At 76.2% G+C, this 15,040-nt stretch carries 14 protein-coding genes; 8 read left to right on the top strand and 6 right to left on the bottom strand.

Going from position 1 to position 15,040, the window contains the following annotated elements:
• Positions 1–419: 419 nt before the first annotated feature.
• The 4 genes from EBM89_RS16125 to EBM89_RS16140 all read left to right on the top strand — a co-directional run bounded on the left by EBM89_RS16125 (position 420) and on the right by EBM89_RS16140 (position 3,842).
• Positions 420–1,754 (top strand): hemolysin family protein, encoded by a 1,335-nt coding sequence (locus tag EBM89_RS16125; protein WP_122150677.1) that lies wholly within the window; start codon positions 420–422, stop codon positions 1,752–1,754.
• 175 nt (positions 1,755–1,929) lie between these two features.
• Positions 1,930–2,343 (top strand): ATP-binding protein, encoded by a 414-nt coding sequence (locus EBM89_RS16130; protein ID WP_158609697.1) that lies wholly within the window; start codon positions 1,930–1,932, stop codon positions 2,341–2,343.
• A gap of 16 nt (positions 2,344–2,359) precedes the next feature.
• A complete protein-coding gene (locus EBM89_RS16135) occupies positions 2,360–2,890 on the top strand; it encodes a potassium channel family protein (RefSeq protein WP_122150679.1) in 531 nt (176 codons plus the stop codon).
• Between the two features lie 28 nt (positions 2,891–2,918).
• Positions 2,919–3,842 carry an NADP-dependent oxidoreductase gene (locus EBM89_RS16140; protein ID WP_122150680.1) on the top strand — a complete coding sequence of 308 codons (924 nt, stop codon included), beginning with the start codon at positions 2,919–2,921 and terminating at the stop codon, positions 3,840–3,842.
• Positions 3,843–3,848: 6 nt separating this feature from the next.
• Here EBM89_RS16140 and nikE read toward each other — a convergent pair whose 3' ends face one another.
• From nikE to EBM89_RS16160, 4 genes are read right to left on the bottom strand one after another with little or no spacing between them, the layout of a single operon-like run.
• Positions 3,849–5,426: a nickel ABC transporter ATP-binding protein NikE gene (gene nikE, locus EBM89_RS16145; RefSeq protein ID WP_122150681.1), complete on the bottom strand. Its 1,578-nt coding sequence runs from the start codon at positions 5,424–5,426 to the stop codon at positions 3,849–3,851.
• Positions 5,423–6,262, bottom strand: coding sequence for an ABC transporter permease (locus EBM89_RS16150; protein WP_233571792.1), 840 nt, complete (start codon positions 6,260–6,262; stop codon positions 5,423–5,425). Before EBM89_RS16150 ends, nikE begins: the two co-directional genes overlap by 4 nt.
• A complete protein-coding gene (locus EBM89_RS16155) occupies positions 6,259–7,260 on the bottom strand; it encodes an ABC transporter permease (RefSeq protein ID WP_233571793.1) in 1,002 nt (333 codons plus the stop codon). The genes EBM89_RS16150 and EBM89_RS16155 overlap by 4 nt, the downstream gene beginning before the upstream one ends.
• A gap of 5 nt (positions 7,261–7,265) precedes the next feature.
• Positions 7,266–8,915 carry an ABC transporter substrate-binding protein gene (locus EBM89_RS16160; protein ID WP_439647195.1) on the bottom strand — a complete coding sequence of 550 codons (1,650 nt, stop codon included), beginning with the start codon at positions 8,913–8,915 and terminating at the stop codon, positions 7,266–7,268.
• A gap of 168 nt (positions 8,916–9,083) precedes the next feature.
• Here EBM89_RS16160 and EBM89_RS16165 point away from each other — a divergent pair, with 168 nt between their 5' ends.
• The 4 genes from EBM89_RS16165 to EBM89_RS16180 all read left to right on the top strand — a co-directional run bounded on the left by EBM89_RS16165 (position 9,084) and on the right by EBM89_RS16180 (position 11,811).
• Positions 9,084–9,674, top strand: coding sequence for a TetR/AcrR family transcriptional regulator (locus EBM89_RS16165; protein WP_158609698.1), 591 nt, complete (start codon positions 9,084–9,086; stop codon positions 9,672–9,674).
• Positions 9,675–9,748: 74 nt separating this feature from the next.
• Positions 9,749–10,066: a hypothetical protein gene (locus EBM89_RS16170; protein WP_233571794.1), complete on the top strand. Its 318-nt coding sequence runs from the start codon at positions 9,749–9,751 to the stop codon at positions 10,064–10,066.
• A 5-nt stretch (positions 10,067–10,071) separates the two neighbouring features.
• Entirely contained in the window at positions 10,072–10,344 is a 273-nt protein-coding gene (locus tag EBM89_RS16175; protein WP_199732169.1) for a hypothetical protein, read from the top strand.
• 84 nt (positions 10,345–10,428) lie between these two features.
• Positions 10,429–11,811, top strand: coding sequence for a UTP--glucose-1-phosphate uridylyltransferase (locus EBM89_RS16180; RefSeq protein WP_122150685.1), 1,383 nt, complete (start codon positions 10,429–10,431; stop codon positions 11,809–11,811).
• Between the two features lie 172 nt (positions 11,812–11,983).
• Here EBM89_RS16180 and EBM89_RS16185 read toward each other — a convergent pair whose 3' ends face one another.
• Complete coding sequence (locus EBM89_RS16185; protein ID WP_122150686.1) at positions 11,984–12,973, bottom strand: Gfo/Idh/MocA family protein; 990 nt, start codon at positions 12,971–12,973, stop codon at positions 11,984–11,986.
• A gap of 9 nt (positions 12,974–12,982) precedes the next feature.
• Positions 12,983–15,040: ATP-binding protein (locus EBM89_RS16190; RefSeq protein WP_147463588.1), on the bottom strand; the 2,058-nt coding region annotated here is incomplete at its 5' end.

Consider the following 15,040-nt stretch of genomic DNA (forward strand, 5'->3'; position numbering starts at 1 on the left):
CGGCCTGCCGCTCGTCGCCCGACCCGCCCGTGCACGCCCCGAGCAGCGCGACCAGCGCCGCCGCCGTCCCCGCCGCGACCCACCGGGCCCCGCCGAACCGCACCCCTGCCGCCACCGTCGCTCCCGTCCCCTGCTGCCGCCCGGCGGCCGTCGTCGGCCGGGGCACCCGCTGACCTGGGCCGGGACGACCCCGGCGGCGGGCACCGTCAGCCTAGGGACCGCCGCCCACGCACCCGGGCCGAACGGCGCACGACTTCGGGCAGGATGCGTGGTGATCGTGTGCCCGCAGCGGTTGACGCCGGGCCCGCCGTTGCCTGGAATGGAGCGATGACCTCACCTCCGGCGGGCTCCGACCCGTCCTGCAGTCCCGTGCGGCGAGCCCGCACCCCGCGCACGTCCAGCACGGGGGCTCGCCGCTGATGGACGCCGAGACCTGGGGCAACATCGGCCTCGTCCTGCTCTTCATCCTCATCGGCGGGGTGTTCGCCGGGACGGAGATCGCTCTGGTCTCGCTCCGCGAGAGCCAGATCAACCAGATGGAGCGGCAGAGCGCGCGCGGCGCGCGGGTCGCCTCGGTCGCCCGCGACCCGAACCGCTTCCTCGCCGCCGTGCAGATCGGCGTGACCGTCGCCGGGTTCTTCTCCGCCGCGTACGGCGCCTCGACGATCGCCCCCGACTTCGCCCCCGCCATCGAGGCGCTGGGCGTCTCCGAGGGGCTGGCCAGCACGATCGCGCTGGTGCTGCTGACGCTGATCATCGCCTACCTGTCGCTGGTGCTCGGCGAGCTCGTCCCCAAGCGGATCGCGCTCCAGCAGTCCGGCCGGGTGGCCCTGGCCGTGGCGCCGCCGCTGGACAAGTTCGCCATCGCGATGCGGCCGGTCATCTGGCTGCTGTCGAAGTCCACCAACGCCCTCGTCCGGCTGTTCGGCGGCGATCCGCACGCCACCAGCGAGGAGATGTCCGAGGCCGAGCTGCGCGACCTCGTCATCGCCCACCAGGGGCTGCCCGAGGACGAGCGCCGCATCCTCGGCGACGTCTTCGAGGCCACCGACCGCTCGGTGGCCGAGGTGATGCGCCCGCGCGGCGAGGTGCACTTCCTCGAGGCGGACCTCACCCTGGGCGAGGCCCTGGACCGGGTGCGCGAGCAGCCGTGGTCGCGGTACCCGGTCATCGGGGACGACTTCGACGACGTGCTCGGCTTCCTGCACATCCGCGCGCTCCTGGAGGCCACCGACCGCGACGGCGCGCGCGTCCGGGACGTCATGCGGGAGATCGTCGTGCTGCCCGGCACCAACAAGCTGCTGCCGTCGCTGTCCCGGATGCGGCGCGAGGGCGTGCACATCGCCGTCGTCGTGGACGAGTACGGCGGGACGGACGGCATCGTCACCCTGGAGGACCTGGTCGAGGAGCTCGTCGGGGACATCCGCGACGAGTACGACACCCCTGGGTCGTCCGGGGCGGAGGCCCGCGAGGGCGCACCCGGCTCCTACGACGCGGGCATCACCATCGAGGAGTTCGCCGAGCTCACCGGCATCCAGCTCGAGGACGGGCCGTACGAGACGGTCGCGGGTTTCCTCGTCGCCCGGCTGGGGCGGCTCGGCGAGGTCGGCGACGCCGTCCCCGTCGACGGGCACCGGATCGAGGTGACCGCCGTGGACGGGCGCCGGATCGCCCGCGTGCGGGTGGTCCCCCCGCCCGAGGAGCCGACCACGACCCGGCCCGCCGACGACGCGGAGCCGGTGGAACCGCGCTGACCCCGGCCGGCGGCGGCGCACGACCGCGCCGCCGTCGGCCGCGCGCACGTCCGCGCGCGGGCCCGGAGGCCGGTCGCGGACGGGTCACCCCCGCTTCCGGATGCGCGGGCCCCGCGACGGCGGGACCCTGGACCGTCAGCAACCGCATCCCGACGACCACGACGAGGAGGGGACGATGACCGCGAACGACGACCGGATCGTCCTCGAGCCCGCGACCAGCTCGGTGGCCGAGGGCCGCCGCTGGGCCGTGCGGCAGGCAGCACGCGCGCACGCCGACGCCGAGGCGTCCCGCACGCTCGAGCTGCTGACCAGCGAGATCCTGACGAACGCCGTCGTGCACACCCGCGCGCACCGCCGGATCGCCCTGCACGCCGAGTGCCGGGACGACTGCGTACGGGTCGCCGTGACCGACCCCGACCCGACGCTGCCGCTCGTCCGCCCGGGCAGCCCGGTGCGCGCGGGCGGCAACGGCATGCGGATCGTGGACGCCCTGGCCTCGCGGTGGGGCGTCGAGCTGCACCCGGGTCGCGGCAAGACCGTGTGGTTCGAGACGCCGGTGCACCCCGCCGGCCACCTGCTCACCGCCTGAGCGCTGCGGGCGTGCCGTGCGACCTCGGGCTCGCGCGGGCGCCCGGCGGGCGCGGCTGATCGCCGTCGTCCGCGCCGTCCTCGGTGACGCGCTGCTCGTCGCGGCCTACGCGCTGCGACCGCTGGACCGGCCGGTCGCCGAGTCGCTGCTCCTGCTGGCCCTCGGGCTGCTCGTGCTGCTCGGCCTGGTGGTCCTCCAGGTCCGGGCGGTCGCGCGGTCGCCGTACCCGGTGCTGCGCGCCGTCGAGGCGACCGTCACCACGGCCGTGGTGTTCCTCCTGCTGTTCGCCACCGGGTACCTCGCGCTGTCCGGCGCCGACCCAGGGGCGTTCTCCGAGCCGCTCGACCACGTCGGCGCGGTCTACCTGACCACCACCGTGCTCGCGACGGTCGGCTTCGGGGACGTCGTCCCGGTGTCCGACCTCGCGCGCGTCGTCGTCACCGTGCAGATGGTGTGCGGGCTCGCCCTCGTCGGGCTCGTCGGGCGCCAGCTGCTCGCCAGCGGCAGGCGGGCACGCGAGGCCCGCCACGCACCGGGCACGGAATGACCGGGCCCGTCGCAGGGTTCGCACCGGTATGAAGGCGATCGCGTACACCGAGTTCGGCGGGGCCGAGGTCCTGCAGCTGGTCGACCGTCCGGAGCCGCACATCGGTCCGGACAGCGTGCTGGTGAAGGTCGTGGCGGCGGGGCTCAACCCCGTCGACTACAAGGTCCGCGAGGGGTACCTCGAGGGCCTCATCGACACGCACCTGCCCGCCGTCCCCGGGTGGGACGTCGCCGGGGTGGTGGTCAAGCCCGGGCTCGACACCCCCGAGCTCGCCGAGGGCGACGAGGTCCTCGCCTACGCCCGCAAGGACACCGTCTCCGACGGCACCCTCGCCGAGTACGTCGCCGTCCCGGTGCGCACCGCCGCGAAGAAGCCCGCCGGGCTGTCGTTCGAGGCCGCCGCGGCGCTCCCGCTCGCCGGGCTGACCGCGCAGCAGACCGTGCGCCGCGCGGGCGTCACCGCCGGGCAGACCGTGCTCGTGCACGCCGCCGCCGGCGGTGTCGGCTCGATCGCCGTCCAGCTCGCCGTCCGCGCCGGTGCGACCGTCGTCGGCACCGCCTCCCCCGGCAACCACGACGCGATCCGCGCGCTCGGCGCGACGCCCATCGCATACGGGGACGGGCTCGTCGCGGCCGCGCGCGCCGAGGCACCCGACGGGTTCGACGTCATCCTCGACTACGTCGGCGGCCAGGCCATCGACACCGCCCCCGACCTGCTCGCGCCCGGCGGGACCATCGTGTCCATCACCGACGCCCGCGCCCGCACCGAGCTCGGCGGCCACTACGTGTGGGTGCGCCCCGACCCCGAGGGGCTGGCCGAGCTCGCCGCGCTCGCCGCCGACGGGTCGCTGCGGGTCGAGATCGCCGGGACCTACGCGCTGGCGGACGCCGCCGAGGCGTACCGGGCGCTGGAGACGGGGCACACGCGGGGGAAGATCGTCGTCACGCCCTGACGGTCCTCAGATCCCCCGCGCCGCCACCAGGGCCCGCGTCACCGCGTGCGTGGGCGCCGAGAGCACGTCCGCCACCGGCCCCTCCTCGACGACCCGCCCGCCGCTCATCACGAGCACCCGGTCGCACACGCGCCGCACCACCCCGAGGTCGTGCGACACGAGCACCATCGCGACCCCGCGGGTGCGACGCAGCTCGACCAGCAGGTCGAGCACCGCGGCCTGCACCTGCACGTCCAGGGCGGACACCGGCTCGTCCAGCAGCAGGACCCGGGGCTCGGAGGCGAGCGCCCGGGCGATGGCGACGCGCTGCCGCTGCCCGCCGGACAGCGTGCGGGGCCGCCGGTCGAGGACGTCGGCGGGCAGGTGCACGGCGGCGAGCAGCGCGGTCGCGGCGGCGTCCCGGTCGGCACGGGCCGGGGGGTGCGGCGCGGTGCGCAGGGCGTCGTGCAGGACGGACCGGACGGTGAGGCGCGGGTCGACGGTGCCGAGCGGGTCCTGCGGGACCAGCCGGACCCCGGCGCGGGCGGGGCGCCGGTCGCGCTCGGGGCGCGCGGACCAGGGGCCGCCGTCGAGCAGCACCTGCCCGGCGTCGGGGGTGTCGGCGGCGAGCAGCATCCGGGCCAGGGTCGTCTTCCCGGACCCGGACTCCCCCACCAGCCCGACGGCCTCCCCGGCGTGGACGGTGAGGTCGACGCCGTCGACCGCGGTGACGCGCGCACCCCCGGGCAGCGGGAAGGTCCGGCGCAGCCCGGTCCCGGTGAGGACCGGCGCCCCGGCGGCGGGGACGTCGCCCGGGCCGTCGGCGAGGCGGGCCGCGTCGACCAGTGCCCGCGTGTACTCCTCGCGGGGTGCGGCGAGCAGCGCGGCGGTCAGGCCCTCCTCGACCACGACGCCGTCGCGGAGCACCACGACCCGGTCGGCGACGCGCGCGACGGCCCCGAGGTCGTGCGTGACCAGGACGACGGCGGTGCCCTCGTCGCGGAGCCGGGCGAGCAGGTCGAGGACGCGCGCGGCGACGGTGGCGTCGAGCGCGGTGGTGGGCTCGTCGGCGACGAGCAGGGGCGGCCGGGCGACGACGGCCGAGGCGATGAGCGCGCGCTGCCGCATGCCGCCGGACAGGTCCCCGGAGCGCTGCCGGGCGCGCACCTCGGGCTGGTCGAGGCCGGCGTCCGCGAGCGCCGCCCGCACCCTGTCCGCGGTGGTCGCGCGATCGAGGCTGCGCCGGACCTGGAGCGCCTCCGCGACCTCGGCGCCGACGGTCCGCAGGGGGTCGAGGGACCCGAGGGCGTCCTGGAGCACGAGTCCGACGTCCCGCCCGCGGGCGGCACGCCAGGCCCGCTCGGTGAACGCCGTCGCGTCTCGGCCGAGCAGCGTGAACCGGTCGGCACGCACGTCGGCGCGGGCGCCCTCCCCCGCGAGGCCGACGAGGGTGCGGGCGAGCACGGACTTGCCGGCGCCGGACCCGCCGACGACGGCGACGCACTCCCCGGCGGCGACCCGCAGGTCCACCCCGTGCAGCACCTCGCCGCCGCGCGGGAAGCCGACGCGCAGCCCGGCGATGTCGAGCACGGTGTCCCCCGTCATGCCGCCACCTGCCCGACCCGGCGTCCGAGCACGGTGAGCGCGGCGGCCGTGACGGTGATCGCGAGCCCCGGGAACACGGTGAGCCACCACGCCGACTCGATGTAGACGCGCCCGGCGTTGAGCATGGCGCCCCACTCGGGGGCGGGCGGCAGGGTGCCGAGGCCGAGGAAGCTCAGCGCGCACACCCACACGACGGCCTGCCCGACGCCGAGCGTCGCCACGGAGACCAGCGGCCACAGGGTGTTGGGCAGCACGTGCCGCAGCAGCACCCGCACGGGCCCGTGGCCCTCCATGCGGGCGGCCTCGACGTACCCCGACGTCGCGACGGACCGGACCCGCGCCCGCAGCATCCGGGCGTAGCCCGGCGCCGTGGCCGCTCCGACCGCGATGACCGACGCCTCGACGCCCGCACCGAGCACGGCGACGAGCAGCAGCGCGAGCACCAGCGTCGGCAGGGCGAACAGCACCTCCAGCACCCGGCTCACGGCGGCGTCGAGCCACCGGGGTCCGAGCCCGGCGGCGAGCCCCAGGACGAGCCCGGCGCCGACGCCGATGGCGGTGGCCGCCGCGCCGATGCCGAGGGACGCGGCGGCGCCGTGCACGACGCGGGTCCAGACGTCGCGCCCGGACTCGTCGGTGCCGAACCAGTGCGCGGCGCCGGGCTCGGCGAAGCCCGCGCGCGGGTCGATGGCGTTGGGGTCGCCGGGGGCGATCAGGCCGGGGCGCAGCACCGCGACGGCCATGCCGAGGACCGCGAGCGCCGCGAGCACGCCGGGGACGCCGAGGCCGCGCAGGGCGAGCCCCACCCGCCGCGTGCCCGCGGTGGTGACGCTCACCCGAGCACCGCCGGCTCCCCGGCGCGCGGCACCGGTGCGGCGTCGGTCACGGCCCGCAGCCGGGGGTCGAGCAGCCGCTCGACGACGTCGACCAGCAGCATCACCAGGACGTAGACCACGGCGACCACGACGACCGCCCCGACCACGACGGGGACGTCCCGCTGCATGGTCGCGTCCAGCAGCAGCCGACCGAGCCCGGGGCGGCCGAACAGCGTCTCGACCACGACGGCCCCGCTGAGCAGGGAGCCGAACGCCCACCCGGACAGCGCGACGGCGGGCAGCACCCCGTGCCGCAGGGTGTGCCGCCACAGCACCCGCGTCGGCGAGGCGCCGCGCGCGCGGGCGGAGGTCGCGAACGGCGCGGCGGCGGCCTCGGTGAGCGAGTCGCGCATCACCTGGCCGAGGAACCCGGCGACCGGCACGGTGAGCGTCACCGTCGGCAGCACCAGGCCTGCGAGGTCGGTGCCGCTGCTGGTCGCGGGGAACCAGCCGAGCGTCGAGGAGAACACCACGATGAGCACGGCCCCGAGCCAGAAGTGCGGCACGACGGCGGCGACGACCTCCACCCCCCGCAGCGCCGCGGCGCACGCCCGGCCGACCGGCCCGCGGGCGCGCACGGCGGCGGTGGCGACCGCGAGCGCCAGCACCCAGGCCAGCGCGAGCGCGAGCACGGCCAGCAGCATCGTGCCGGGCAGCTGCGCGAGCAGCAGGTCCGCGACCGGCACCTTGCGGGCGTACGAGTCGCCGAGGTCGAGGGTCAGCACGCGCCCGATCTGCACCAGGTACTGCACCACCAGCGGCTGGTCCAGGCCGTACTGGGCGCGCGCCTGCGCGACGGCGTCCGGCCCGGCCTGCGAGCCCGGCCCCCCGAGGATCGCCTCGGTGGGGTCGCCCCCGGCGGCGCGGAGCGCGAAGAACACGACGGTGGCGACCACCCAGGCGACCAGCAGCGCGGACACGAGCCGTCCGAGCAGCCAGCGCACCCAGGGCAGCCGCACGCCCGTCAGCCCGCGAGCCGCGCGTCGAGGAACGTCGGCGTGGACACGGTGTCCAGGGTGCGCATGCCGGTGACGCCGCGCGTGAGGAAGTGGTTCTGCTGGTCGTACAGCGGCAGGACGTAGTAGCCCTCGAGCACGATCTGCTGCGCCTGCGCGTACAGGTCGGCGCGCTCGGCCTCGTCGGACGAGGCGGACGCCTGGTCGAGCAGCGCGTCCAGCGCGGGATCCGTGATCCCGGCGTGGTTCGCGAAGTAGCCGCTGGGCGCGGGCACGGTGCCGTCCGAGTGGTACAGGATCCGCAGCACGTCCGGGCCGACCTTCGTGTACGGCGCGGAGACCGCCTCGTACTCGTGCGCGCCGAGGGCGGCGTACCAGCCGGACAGGTCCAGCGGGGTGAGCACGACGTCGAACCCGACGACCTTCGCGTTCGCCTGGATCTGCTCGAACAGCGACTGCTCGGCCGCGACGGACTGGTTCGTGCTGACCGGGAACCGCACGGTCAGCCGCTCCCCGTCGCGGGTGCGGTAGCCGTCGGCGTCGCGCTCGGTCCACCCCGCGGCGTCGAGCAGCTCGTCCGCCGCGTCCACGTCGGTGCCGAACAGCGACTCGTCGGCGTAGGCGGTCGGCTCGACGCTGGACAGCGGGGAGAAGGAGCGTGCGGTGGTCCCGGCGAACAGCGTCTCGATGCCCGGGTCGGGGTCGGCGGCGCGGACGAACGCCTCCCGCACCCGGACGTCGTCGAACGGCGGCTGCGCGCTGTTCAGCTCGATCCGGTTCACGGAGCCGGGACGCGGCGCGTCGACGTGCGTGATGTCGCCGCCCTCGTCGGCGGCGGCGGCGATGGTGTCGGGCTGCGGGTTGTCGATGACCTGCACCTCGCCGGAGCGCAGCGCGGCGTACCGGGTCGCGGCGTCGGGGATGAACCGCCAGACGATCTCCTCCAGGTGCGCGGGTCCGGCGTTCTCGGCCTGCGGGTCGCGGGAGACGTAGTCCTCGTTGCGCACCAGGACGACCTGCTGCTGCGGCACCCACTCGTCCACGACGAACGGCCCGGTGCCGATCGGCTCCGCGCAGTTGGCGTCCGCGCCACGCTCGATGCCCGCCGGGGACTGCATCGCGGTCCACTGCTGGCTCATCGACTCCAGCAGCGCGGAGTCGGGCTCGGTGAGGTGGAACCGGGCGTGGGTGGCGTCGACGGCCTCGACGGACGCGACCTTCTGCACCGCGAGGTACCCCGTGGACGACCCGGTGTCCGGGTCCTGCAGGTGCGCGACGTTCGCCGCGACGGCCTCCGCGTCGAACGGGGTGCCGTCGGTGAACGTGACGTCGTCGGCCAGCGTGAAGTCCCAGGTCAGGCCGTCCTCCGACACCGTCCACGCCGTGGCGAGCCACGGCAGGATCGTCCCGTCGGCGTCGCGCCCGACCAGCGGCTCCAGGTACTGCGTGCTGATCAGCGCCTGCGGGTAGTTGCCGCCGACGTGCGGGTCCAGGCAGGTGGGCTCGGCGTCACCGGTCGCGTAGACGAGGGTGCCGCCCTCGACCGTGCTCGTGCTGGCGTCGTCGTCCGCGCCGCCGGTGCAGGCCGCGAGCGCCAGCAGCAGCGCCAGGCCGGGTGCGGTGCGCGCGACCAGGCGCGCGCGGGTGGGCTGGGGCACGGGACCACCTTCGGTGACGGCGGGCGGGTCCCGCCAGGGCTGGGTCGGGCCGCCGGGGTGCCGTCGGCCTTGTTGAACTGCGTCCAAGAATATGTCGAGGGGCGCGGGCATTCCGCGTCGGCGCCTGTGACGGTCGTCTCGGCGGGCTGGCCGCCTAGCATGGGCGCCGTGCCCGACCCCGCTCCCCGCCGCTCCGGGCGCCCCCGCGCGTCGTCCCGGGCGATGCTGGAGGAGGCCGCCGGGGAGCTGTTCCTGGAGCGCGGCTACGCCGCCACCTCCGTCGCGGACATCACCCAGCGCGCCGGGGTCTCGCGCTCCTCGTTCTTCAACTACTTCGACGCCAAGGCCGACCTGCTCTGGGCCGCGTTCGACGACCGCGCCACCGCCCTGCGCGCTGCGCTGAAGGCCGCGGGCGACGAGGCTCCCCCCGGCGAGGTCGTGGCCGCCGCGCTGGGCACCCTCGCGAGCACCCTGCCCGCCGAGCACGTGGCCCTCGCGTTCACCCAGGCCGACACCATGGGCCTCGCGGACGACCTGCGCCTCGCCGCCGCGCGTCGCACCGCCGACCTGGGCGCGACGATCACCGCGTACGCCGCCGCGCGGGGCGTCGAGCCGCTGCGCGCCCGGGTCGCCGGGGCCGCGTGGGCCGGGGCGCTGGTCGCCGCCGTCGAGGCGTGGGCGCACGCCGGGGCCGACCGCACCAGCCTGCCGGACCTCCTGGACCGCGCGCTCACCCCGGTCCGCCCCGCACTCCCCTGACGCAGGGTCTCCACCCGAGCACCGCCCCTGTGGATAACTGCGGAAGGGCCGCGATCCCGCCCTACCGTCGGACGATGACGCCCTTCGCCGAGAGATCCGCCCGCAACAGGACCCGACCCTCTGGCGCTGACAGCGCAACCAAGATAACTTGGTTCTCCGACGAGGTACCGATCATCCTCGGCAGCGCTCACCGCCACGGCGTGCCTGACGAGGACATCCGCCACTCGCTCGACCACCACCTCGACGCGTTCGACGTCGGTGAGGGCATGACGATGGTCATCGGCCCGGACCGCGCGGCGACGCCGATCGAGTCCGGCGTGGTCGAGCTGTACGGCGGGTGGTGCGTCGTCCACGCCATGCGCCCCGCGCGCGCCAGGTTCCTCCGGAGGTGATCACCGTGCCCCGTTCCCTTGACGACATCCTCTCCCGGTCCGACGAGCTCGCCGACCGGTTCGAGTCCTACGACCCCGGCCCCGACGACCGCGACACCGTCTCGCCCCGGACCGCGCTGTGGCTCGCCGCGACACGACGCACCAACGCCGAGCGCGACCTCGCCGACGCCGTCGTCACGGCGCGGCGCGCGGGCCTGTCGTGGAAGGAGGTCGGCGCGGCGGTCGGCACGTCCGGGGAGGCGGCACGCCAGCGCTACGGCAAGCACGCGGCGAGCTGACCGCGGGCCCCGGACCAGCGCCTCCGGCGCGTTCACCGGCCGTTCGCTCGCCTCGGATCACCCGCAGTTCCTAGGATCAGGGTCATGAGCGACACCGGACTGCGGCAGGCCCAGGACAAGATGGCGGCGGCCGGGGTGGCCCCCACCGCCATCGACGTCTTCACCCACTACTACCGGGAGCTGGAGGGCGGCGCGACCGGCCTCATCCCCGAGGAGACCATCGACCCGCTGCTCGACCCCCCGCGCCTGGCGGACGTCGACATCGACGCGGACGCGGCACGCGAGGCCTTCGCGAAGACCGCGGTGATCAAGCTCAACGGCGGGCTCGGCACCTCGATGGGCATGGACAAGGCGAAGTCCCTGCTGCCGGTGCGCGACGGGAAGTCGTTCCTCGACCTCATCGTGGAGCAGGTGCAGCACGCGCGGGCCACGACCGGCGCCCCGCTGCCACTGATCCTCATGAACTCGTTCCGCACGCAGGACGACTCGCTGGCCGCGCTCGCGCGGCACGACGGCCTCGCCGTGGACGGCCTGCCGCTGGACTTCCTGCAGAACCAGGAGCCGAAGCTCCGCACCGACGACCTCACCCCCGTGTCCTGGCCCGCGGACCCGACTCTGGAGTGGTGCCCCCCGGGCCACGGCGACCTGTACACCGCGCTGCTCGCGTCGGGTGTGCTCCAGCGCCTGCTGGACGCCGGGTTCCGGTACGCCTCGGTGTCGAACTCCGACAACCTGGGTGCCGCGCCGAACCCGACCATCGCGGGCTGGTTCGCCGCGTCGGGCGCCCCGTACGCCGCCGAGCTCTGCCGCCGCACCGCCGCCGACCGCAAGGGCGGGCACCTCGCCGTCCGGAAGTCCGACGGTCGCCTCATCCTGCGCGACACCGCGCAGACCCCGGCGGACCAGATGGACTACTTCACCGACGAGCACCGCCACCCGTTCTTCCACACGAACAACCTGTGGTTCGACCTGGAGCAGATCGCCGCCGCCCTGGAGGCCCGTGGCGCCGTGCTGGGGCTGCCGCTGATCCGCAACGTCAAGACCGTGGACCCGACGGACTCCTCCTCCCCCGAGGTCTTCCAGATCGAGACCGCCATGGGCGCGGCCATCGAGGTGTTCGAGGGCGCGACCGCCATCGTCGTGGGCCGTGAGCGCTTCCTGCCCGTGAAGACCACGAACGACCTGCTGCTGATCCGCTCGGACGCGTACGACCTCGCCGAGGACTCGACGCTGCGCCTCGCGGTCGAGAAGGCGCCGCTGGTCGAGCTCGACCCGAAGGTCTACAAGACCGTCGGGAAGTTCGAGGAGCGGTTCGCCGCCGGTGCGCCGTCGCTGCGCGGCGCGGAGTCGTTCACGGTGCGCGGCGACTGGACGTTCGAGTCCGGGGTCGTCGCGACCGGCACGGCCGTGGTCGACGCCGACGGGGCGCCCGGCACGGTCGCGGCGGGCACGACGATCGCGGGCTGAGTCGCGCAGGCCCTGCACGAACCAGGACCCCGCCCGGCGCACGTGCCGGGCGGGGTCCTGGCGTCCGGGGTCCGCGACGCCATCGACCACGCGCTCGCCTCCGCCTGACTCCCGGCACCGGTCGGTGCGCGGGGGGTCCGACCCGTCCCAGAGGGTCGGCTGAGGCGGCGGCTCAGCCCAGCGGTGCGGGCCGCCGCGGCGCCATGCCCGCCGCGCGGTAGGCGGCGTCGACCACCCGCATCGCCCGCACCGCCTCGTCGGCATCCGACACGGGGTCGGCGCCGCGCAGCACGGCGCCCGCGAAGGCCCGCAGCATCCAGACGTAGGACGCCGTGGGGTCGACGGGCTCGACGGTGATGACGCCGTCGCGCTCGAGCTCGATGCGGCCGCCGTTCTGCGGGGCGTACGGCGCGTGCACGGTGAGGGTGCCGGTGGTGCCGACGACCCGGGCGACGGCGCGGTGGTGCACGGTCTCGACCATGGACGCGCGCAGCGTGCCCTGCACGCCGCCGGGCAGGTCGAGCTGGACGAGGATCTCGGCGTCCACGCCGTCCTCGTCCTTCGCCTCCGCCCAGCGGACGGTGGGGGTGCCGAACAGGTGCGTGAGCAGCCGCAGCGGGTAGACGCCGAGGTCCATGAGGGCACCGCCGCCCATGTCCTCCTGCCAGCGGATGTCGGAGCGGTCCGGGATGTCGACGCAGAAGTCCGCCTCGGCGCTGACGACCTCGCCGACGGCGCCCTCGGTGAGCAGGTCGCGCAGCCGGGCCCACGACGGGTGCAGCTGGGAGTGGAACGCCTCCATGACGACGAGGCCGGACGCGTCCGCGAGCGCCGCGATCTCCTCGGCCTCGGCGGCGTCGGCGGTGAACGGCTTCTCGCAGAGCACGTGCTTGCCGGCGGCGATCGCACGGCGCATCCACGCGCCGTGCAGGGCGGCGGGCGTCGGGATGTACACGGCGTCCACGTCGGGGTCGGCGAGCAGGGCGTCGTAGTCGTCCAGGACGCGCGGGATGCCCTCCGCCCGCGCGGTCGCCTCCGCCCGGTCCCGGTCGCGGGCCGCGATGGCGGTCACCTCGACCTCCGGGACAGCGGCGGCGGGCACCACCACCGCGTCGTGCAGGATGCGGGCCGCACCGAGGACCCCGAGACGCACCGTCGACATGCGCCGACCCTAGCGGGACGCGTCCGCCTCTGTGACCACTCCGGTGCTCGTCGACGGCTCCTCGTCGCCGGAGGCACGCGTGCGGCGCACGCGCTCCAGGTCCTCCGCGACGAGGTCCGCGCGGACGGTGTCCCCGATCTCCCGGCGCAGGGCGAGCGCGGCCTCCAGGTCGGCCACGGCGGCGACGGGGTCGCCGAGCGCGGCGTGGGCGCGGCCCCGCACGTGGTGCGAGGCGGCGGCGGTGCGGGGCACGCCGAGGTCCGCGGCGATGCCGAGGGCGGTGGTCGCCGCGTCGCGGGCCTCCGCCCACCGCTGGGCCCCGGCGAGGGCGTTGGCGAGGTAGTCGTGGGCGCTCGCGGAAGTGAACGCGGCGACCTGCGCCCGGGGCCGGGTCGCCGGGTCCTCCAGCAGCGCGACGGCCTCGCGGATCGTCGCGACCGCGTCCTCGTACCGGCCGAGGCGGGACTGCGCGCTGGCCAGCGCGAGCAGCGCCTGCGGTGCGGCCTCCCGGTCCCCGGACGCGAGCTGGCACGCGACGGCGGCGCGCGCGGACGCCTCCGCGGTCACCAGGTCCCCGACCCGTCCCGCGATCCAGGAGCCGTAGCTCAGGGCCCAGCCCTCCTGGGCGCGGTCCCCGGCCCGGCGTGCCGCCGCGAGCGCGCGGTCCGCCGCCGCGGCCGCGCGCCCCGCGTCGCCACGGCACTCCAGCTGGGCCCAGGCGCGGTAGCCCTCGTGGGTGGCGACGAGCCGGTCGTCGCCCAGGCGGGTCGCGGCGTCGGCGGACAGGTCGAAGACCTCGGGCCAGTGCCCCCACCGGGACCACAGGTCGGAGAACCAGTGCAGCGCCTCGGCGACGTCGACCACCCGGCGGTGGTCGCCCGCGGTGGCGGCGCGTCGCAGCGCGGCGAGCCAGCTCCCGGACTCGGCGCGCAGCCACGCCCCGGCGCCCTCCGGCCCCCCGAGGTCGAGGACGGGACCGGCGGTCGCGGCCGCGTCGCGGTCGGGGTCGTCGGCGAAGTCGGGCTCGAAGCGGCGTCCGGCGCGCACGGTGGTGGCGAGCAGCCAGTCGTCCGCCGACGCGCGGACGGCGGCCACCGTCGCCGGGTCCTCCTGCAGGTCGAGCTCGTAGCGGGCGAACAGCCGCAGCAGGTCGTGCAGCTGGAACCGGTCGCCGCGGTGGTGCTGCACGAGGCTGAGGTCGGTGAGCTCGTCCAGCAGGTCCTCGGTCCGCCACAGTGTCTCCCCGACCAGCACCGCCGCGAGCCCGGCACCGGTGTCGGGGGCGTCGACCAGGGCGAGCCGCCGGAACAGCCGCTGCGCTCCCGGGCCGAGCTGCTCGTAGGACGACGTGAACGCGGCCTTGACCCGCAGGTCCCCGGCCGCGAGCGCGTCGAGCCGCCGGTCGTCGCTCGCCATGCGCCGCACCAGGCCCGCGACCGACCACCCCGAGCGGGTGGCGAGCCGGTGTCCCGCGATGCGCAGGGCGAGCGGCACGTCGGCGCAGAGCTCGGCGAGCCGCGCGAGGTCCCCGGCGCCGTCCGCCCCGGCGCCCAGCATCCGGGCGAGCAGGGCGACCGAGTCGGCGGGGGTCAGCCGGTCGAGGGCGACCCGGTGCGTCGCGTCCAGGCCCGCGAGGGTGCGCCTGCTGGTCACGAGCACGGCCGAGCCGCCCTCCGGGGGCAGCAGCGGCCGGACCTGCTCCTCCCCGGCGGCGTTGTCCAGCACCAGCAGCACCCGCCGTCCGGCGAGCAGCCCGCGGACGTGGTCGGCCGCGGCGTGCGGGTCGGGCGGCAGGTCGACGACCCCGAGGGCGTCGGCGACCCGGCGCACCGCCGCGTCCGGGGTCACCGGGTCGGGGTCGACGCCGCGCAGGTCGAGGAACAGCACCTGGTCGACGTGCCCCCGGACGTCCCGCGCGACCTGCGCCGCGAGCGTCGTCTTGCCGAAGCCGGGCGGCCCGGTGACGACGGCCAGCGCGACGCCGGCCGCGGGCGCGCACAGGGCCGCGGCGAGCGCCGCCCGCTCGGTCTCGCGTCCGGTGAAGTCCGCGAGCGCGCCGGGCAGCGG

Origin of the sequence: Cellulomonas triticagri (assembly GCF_003696205.1) — a bacterium.
Taxonomy (GTDB): Bacteria; Actinomycetota; Actinomycetes; order Actinomycetales; family Cellulomonadaceae; genus Cellulomonas; species Cellulomonas triticagri.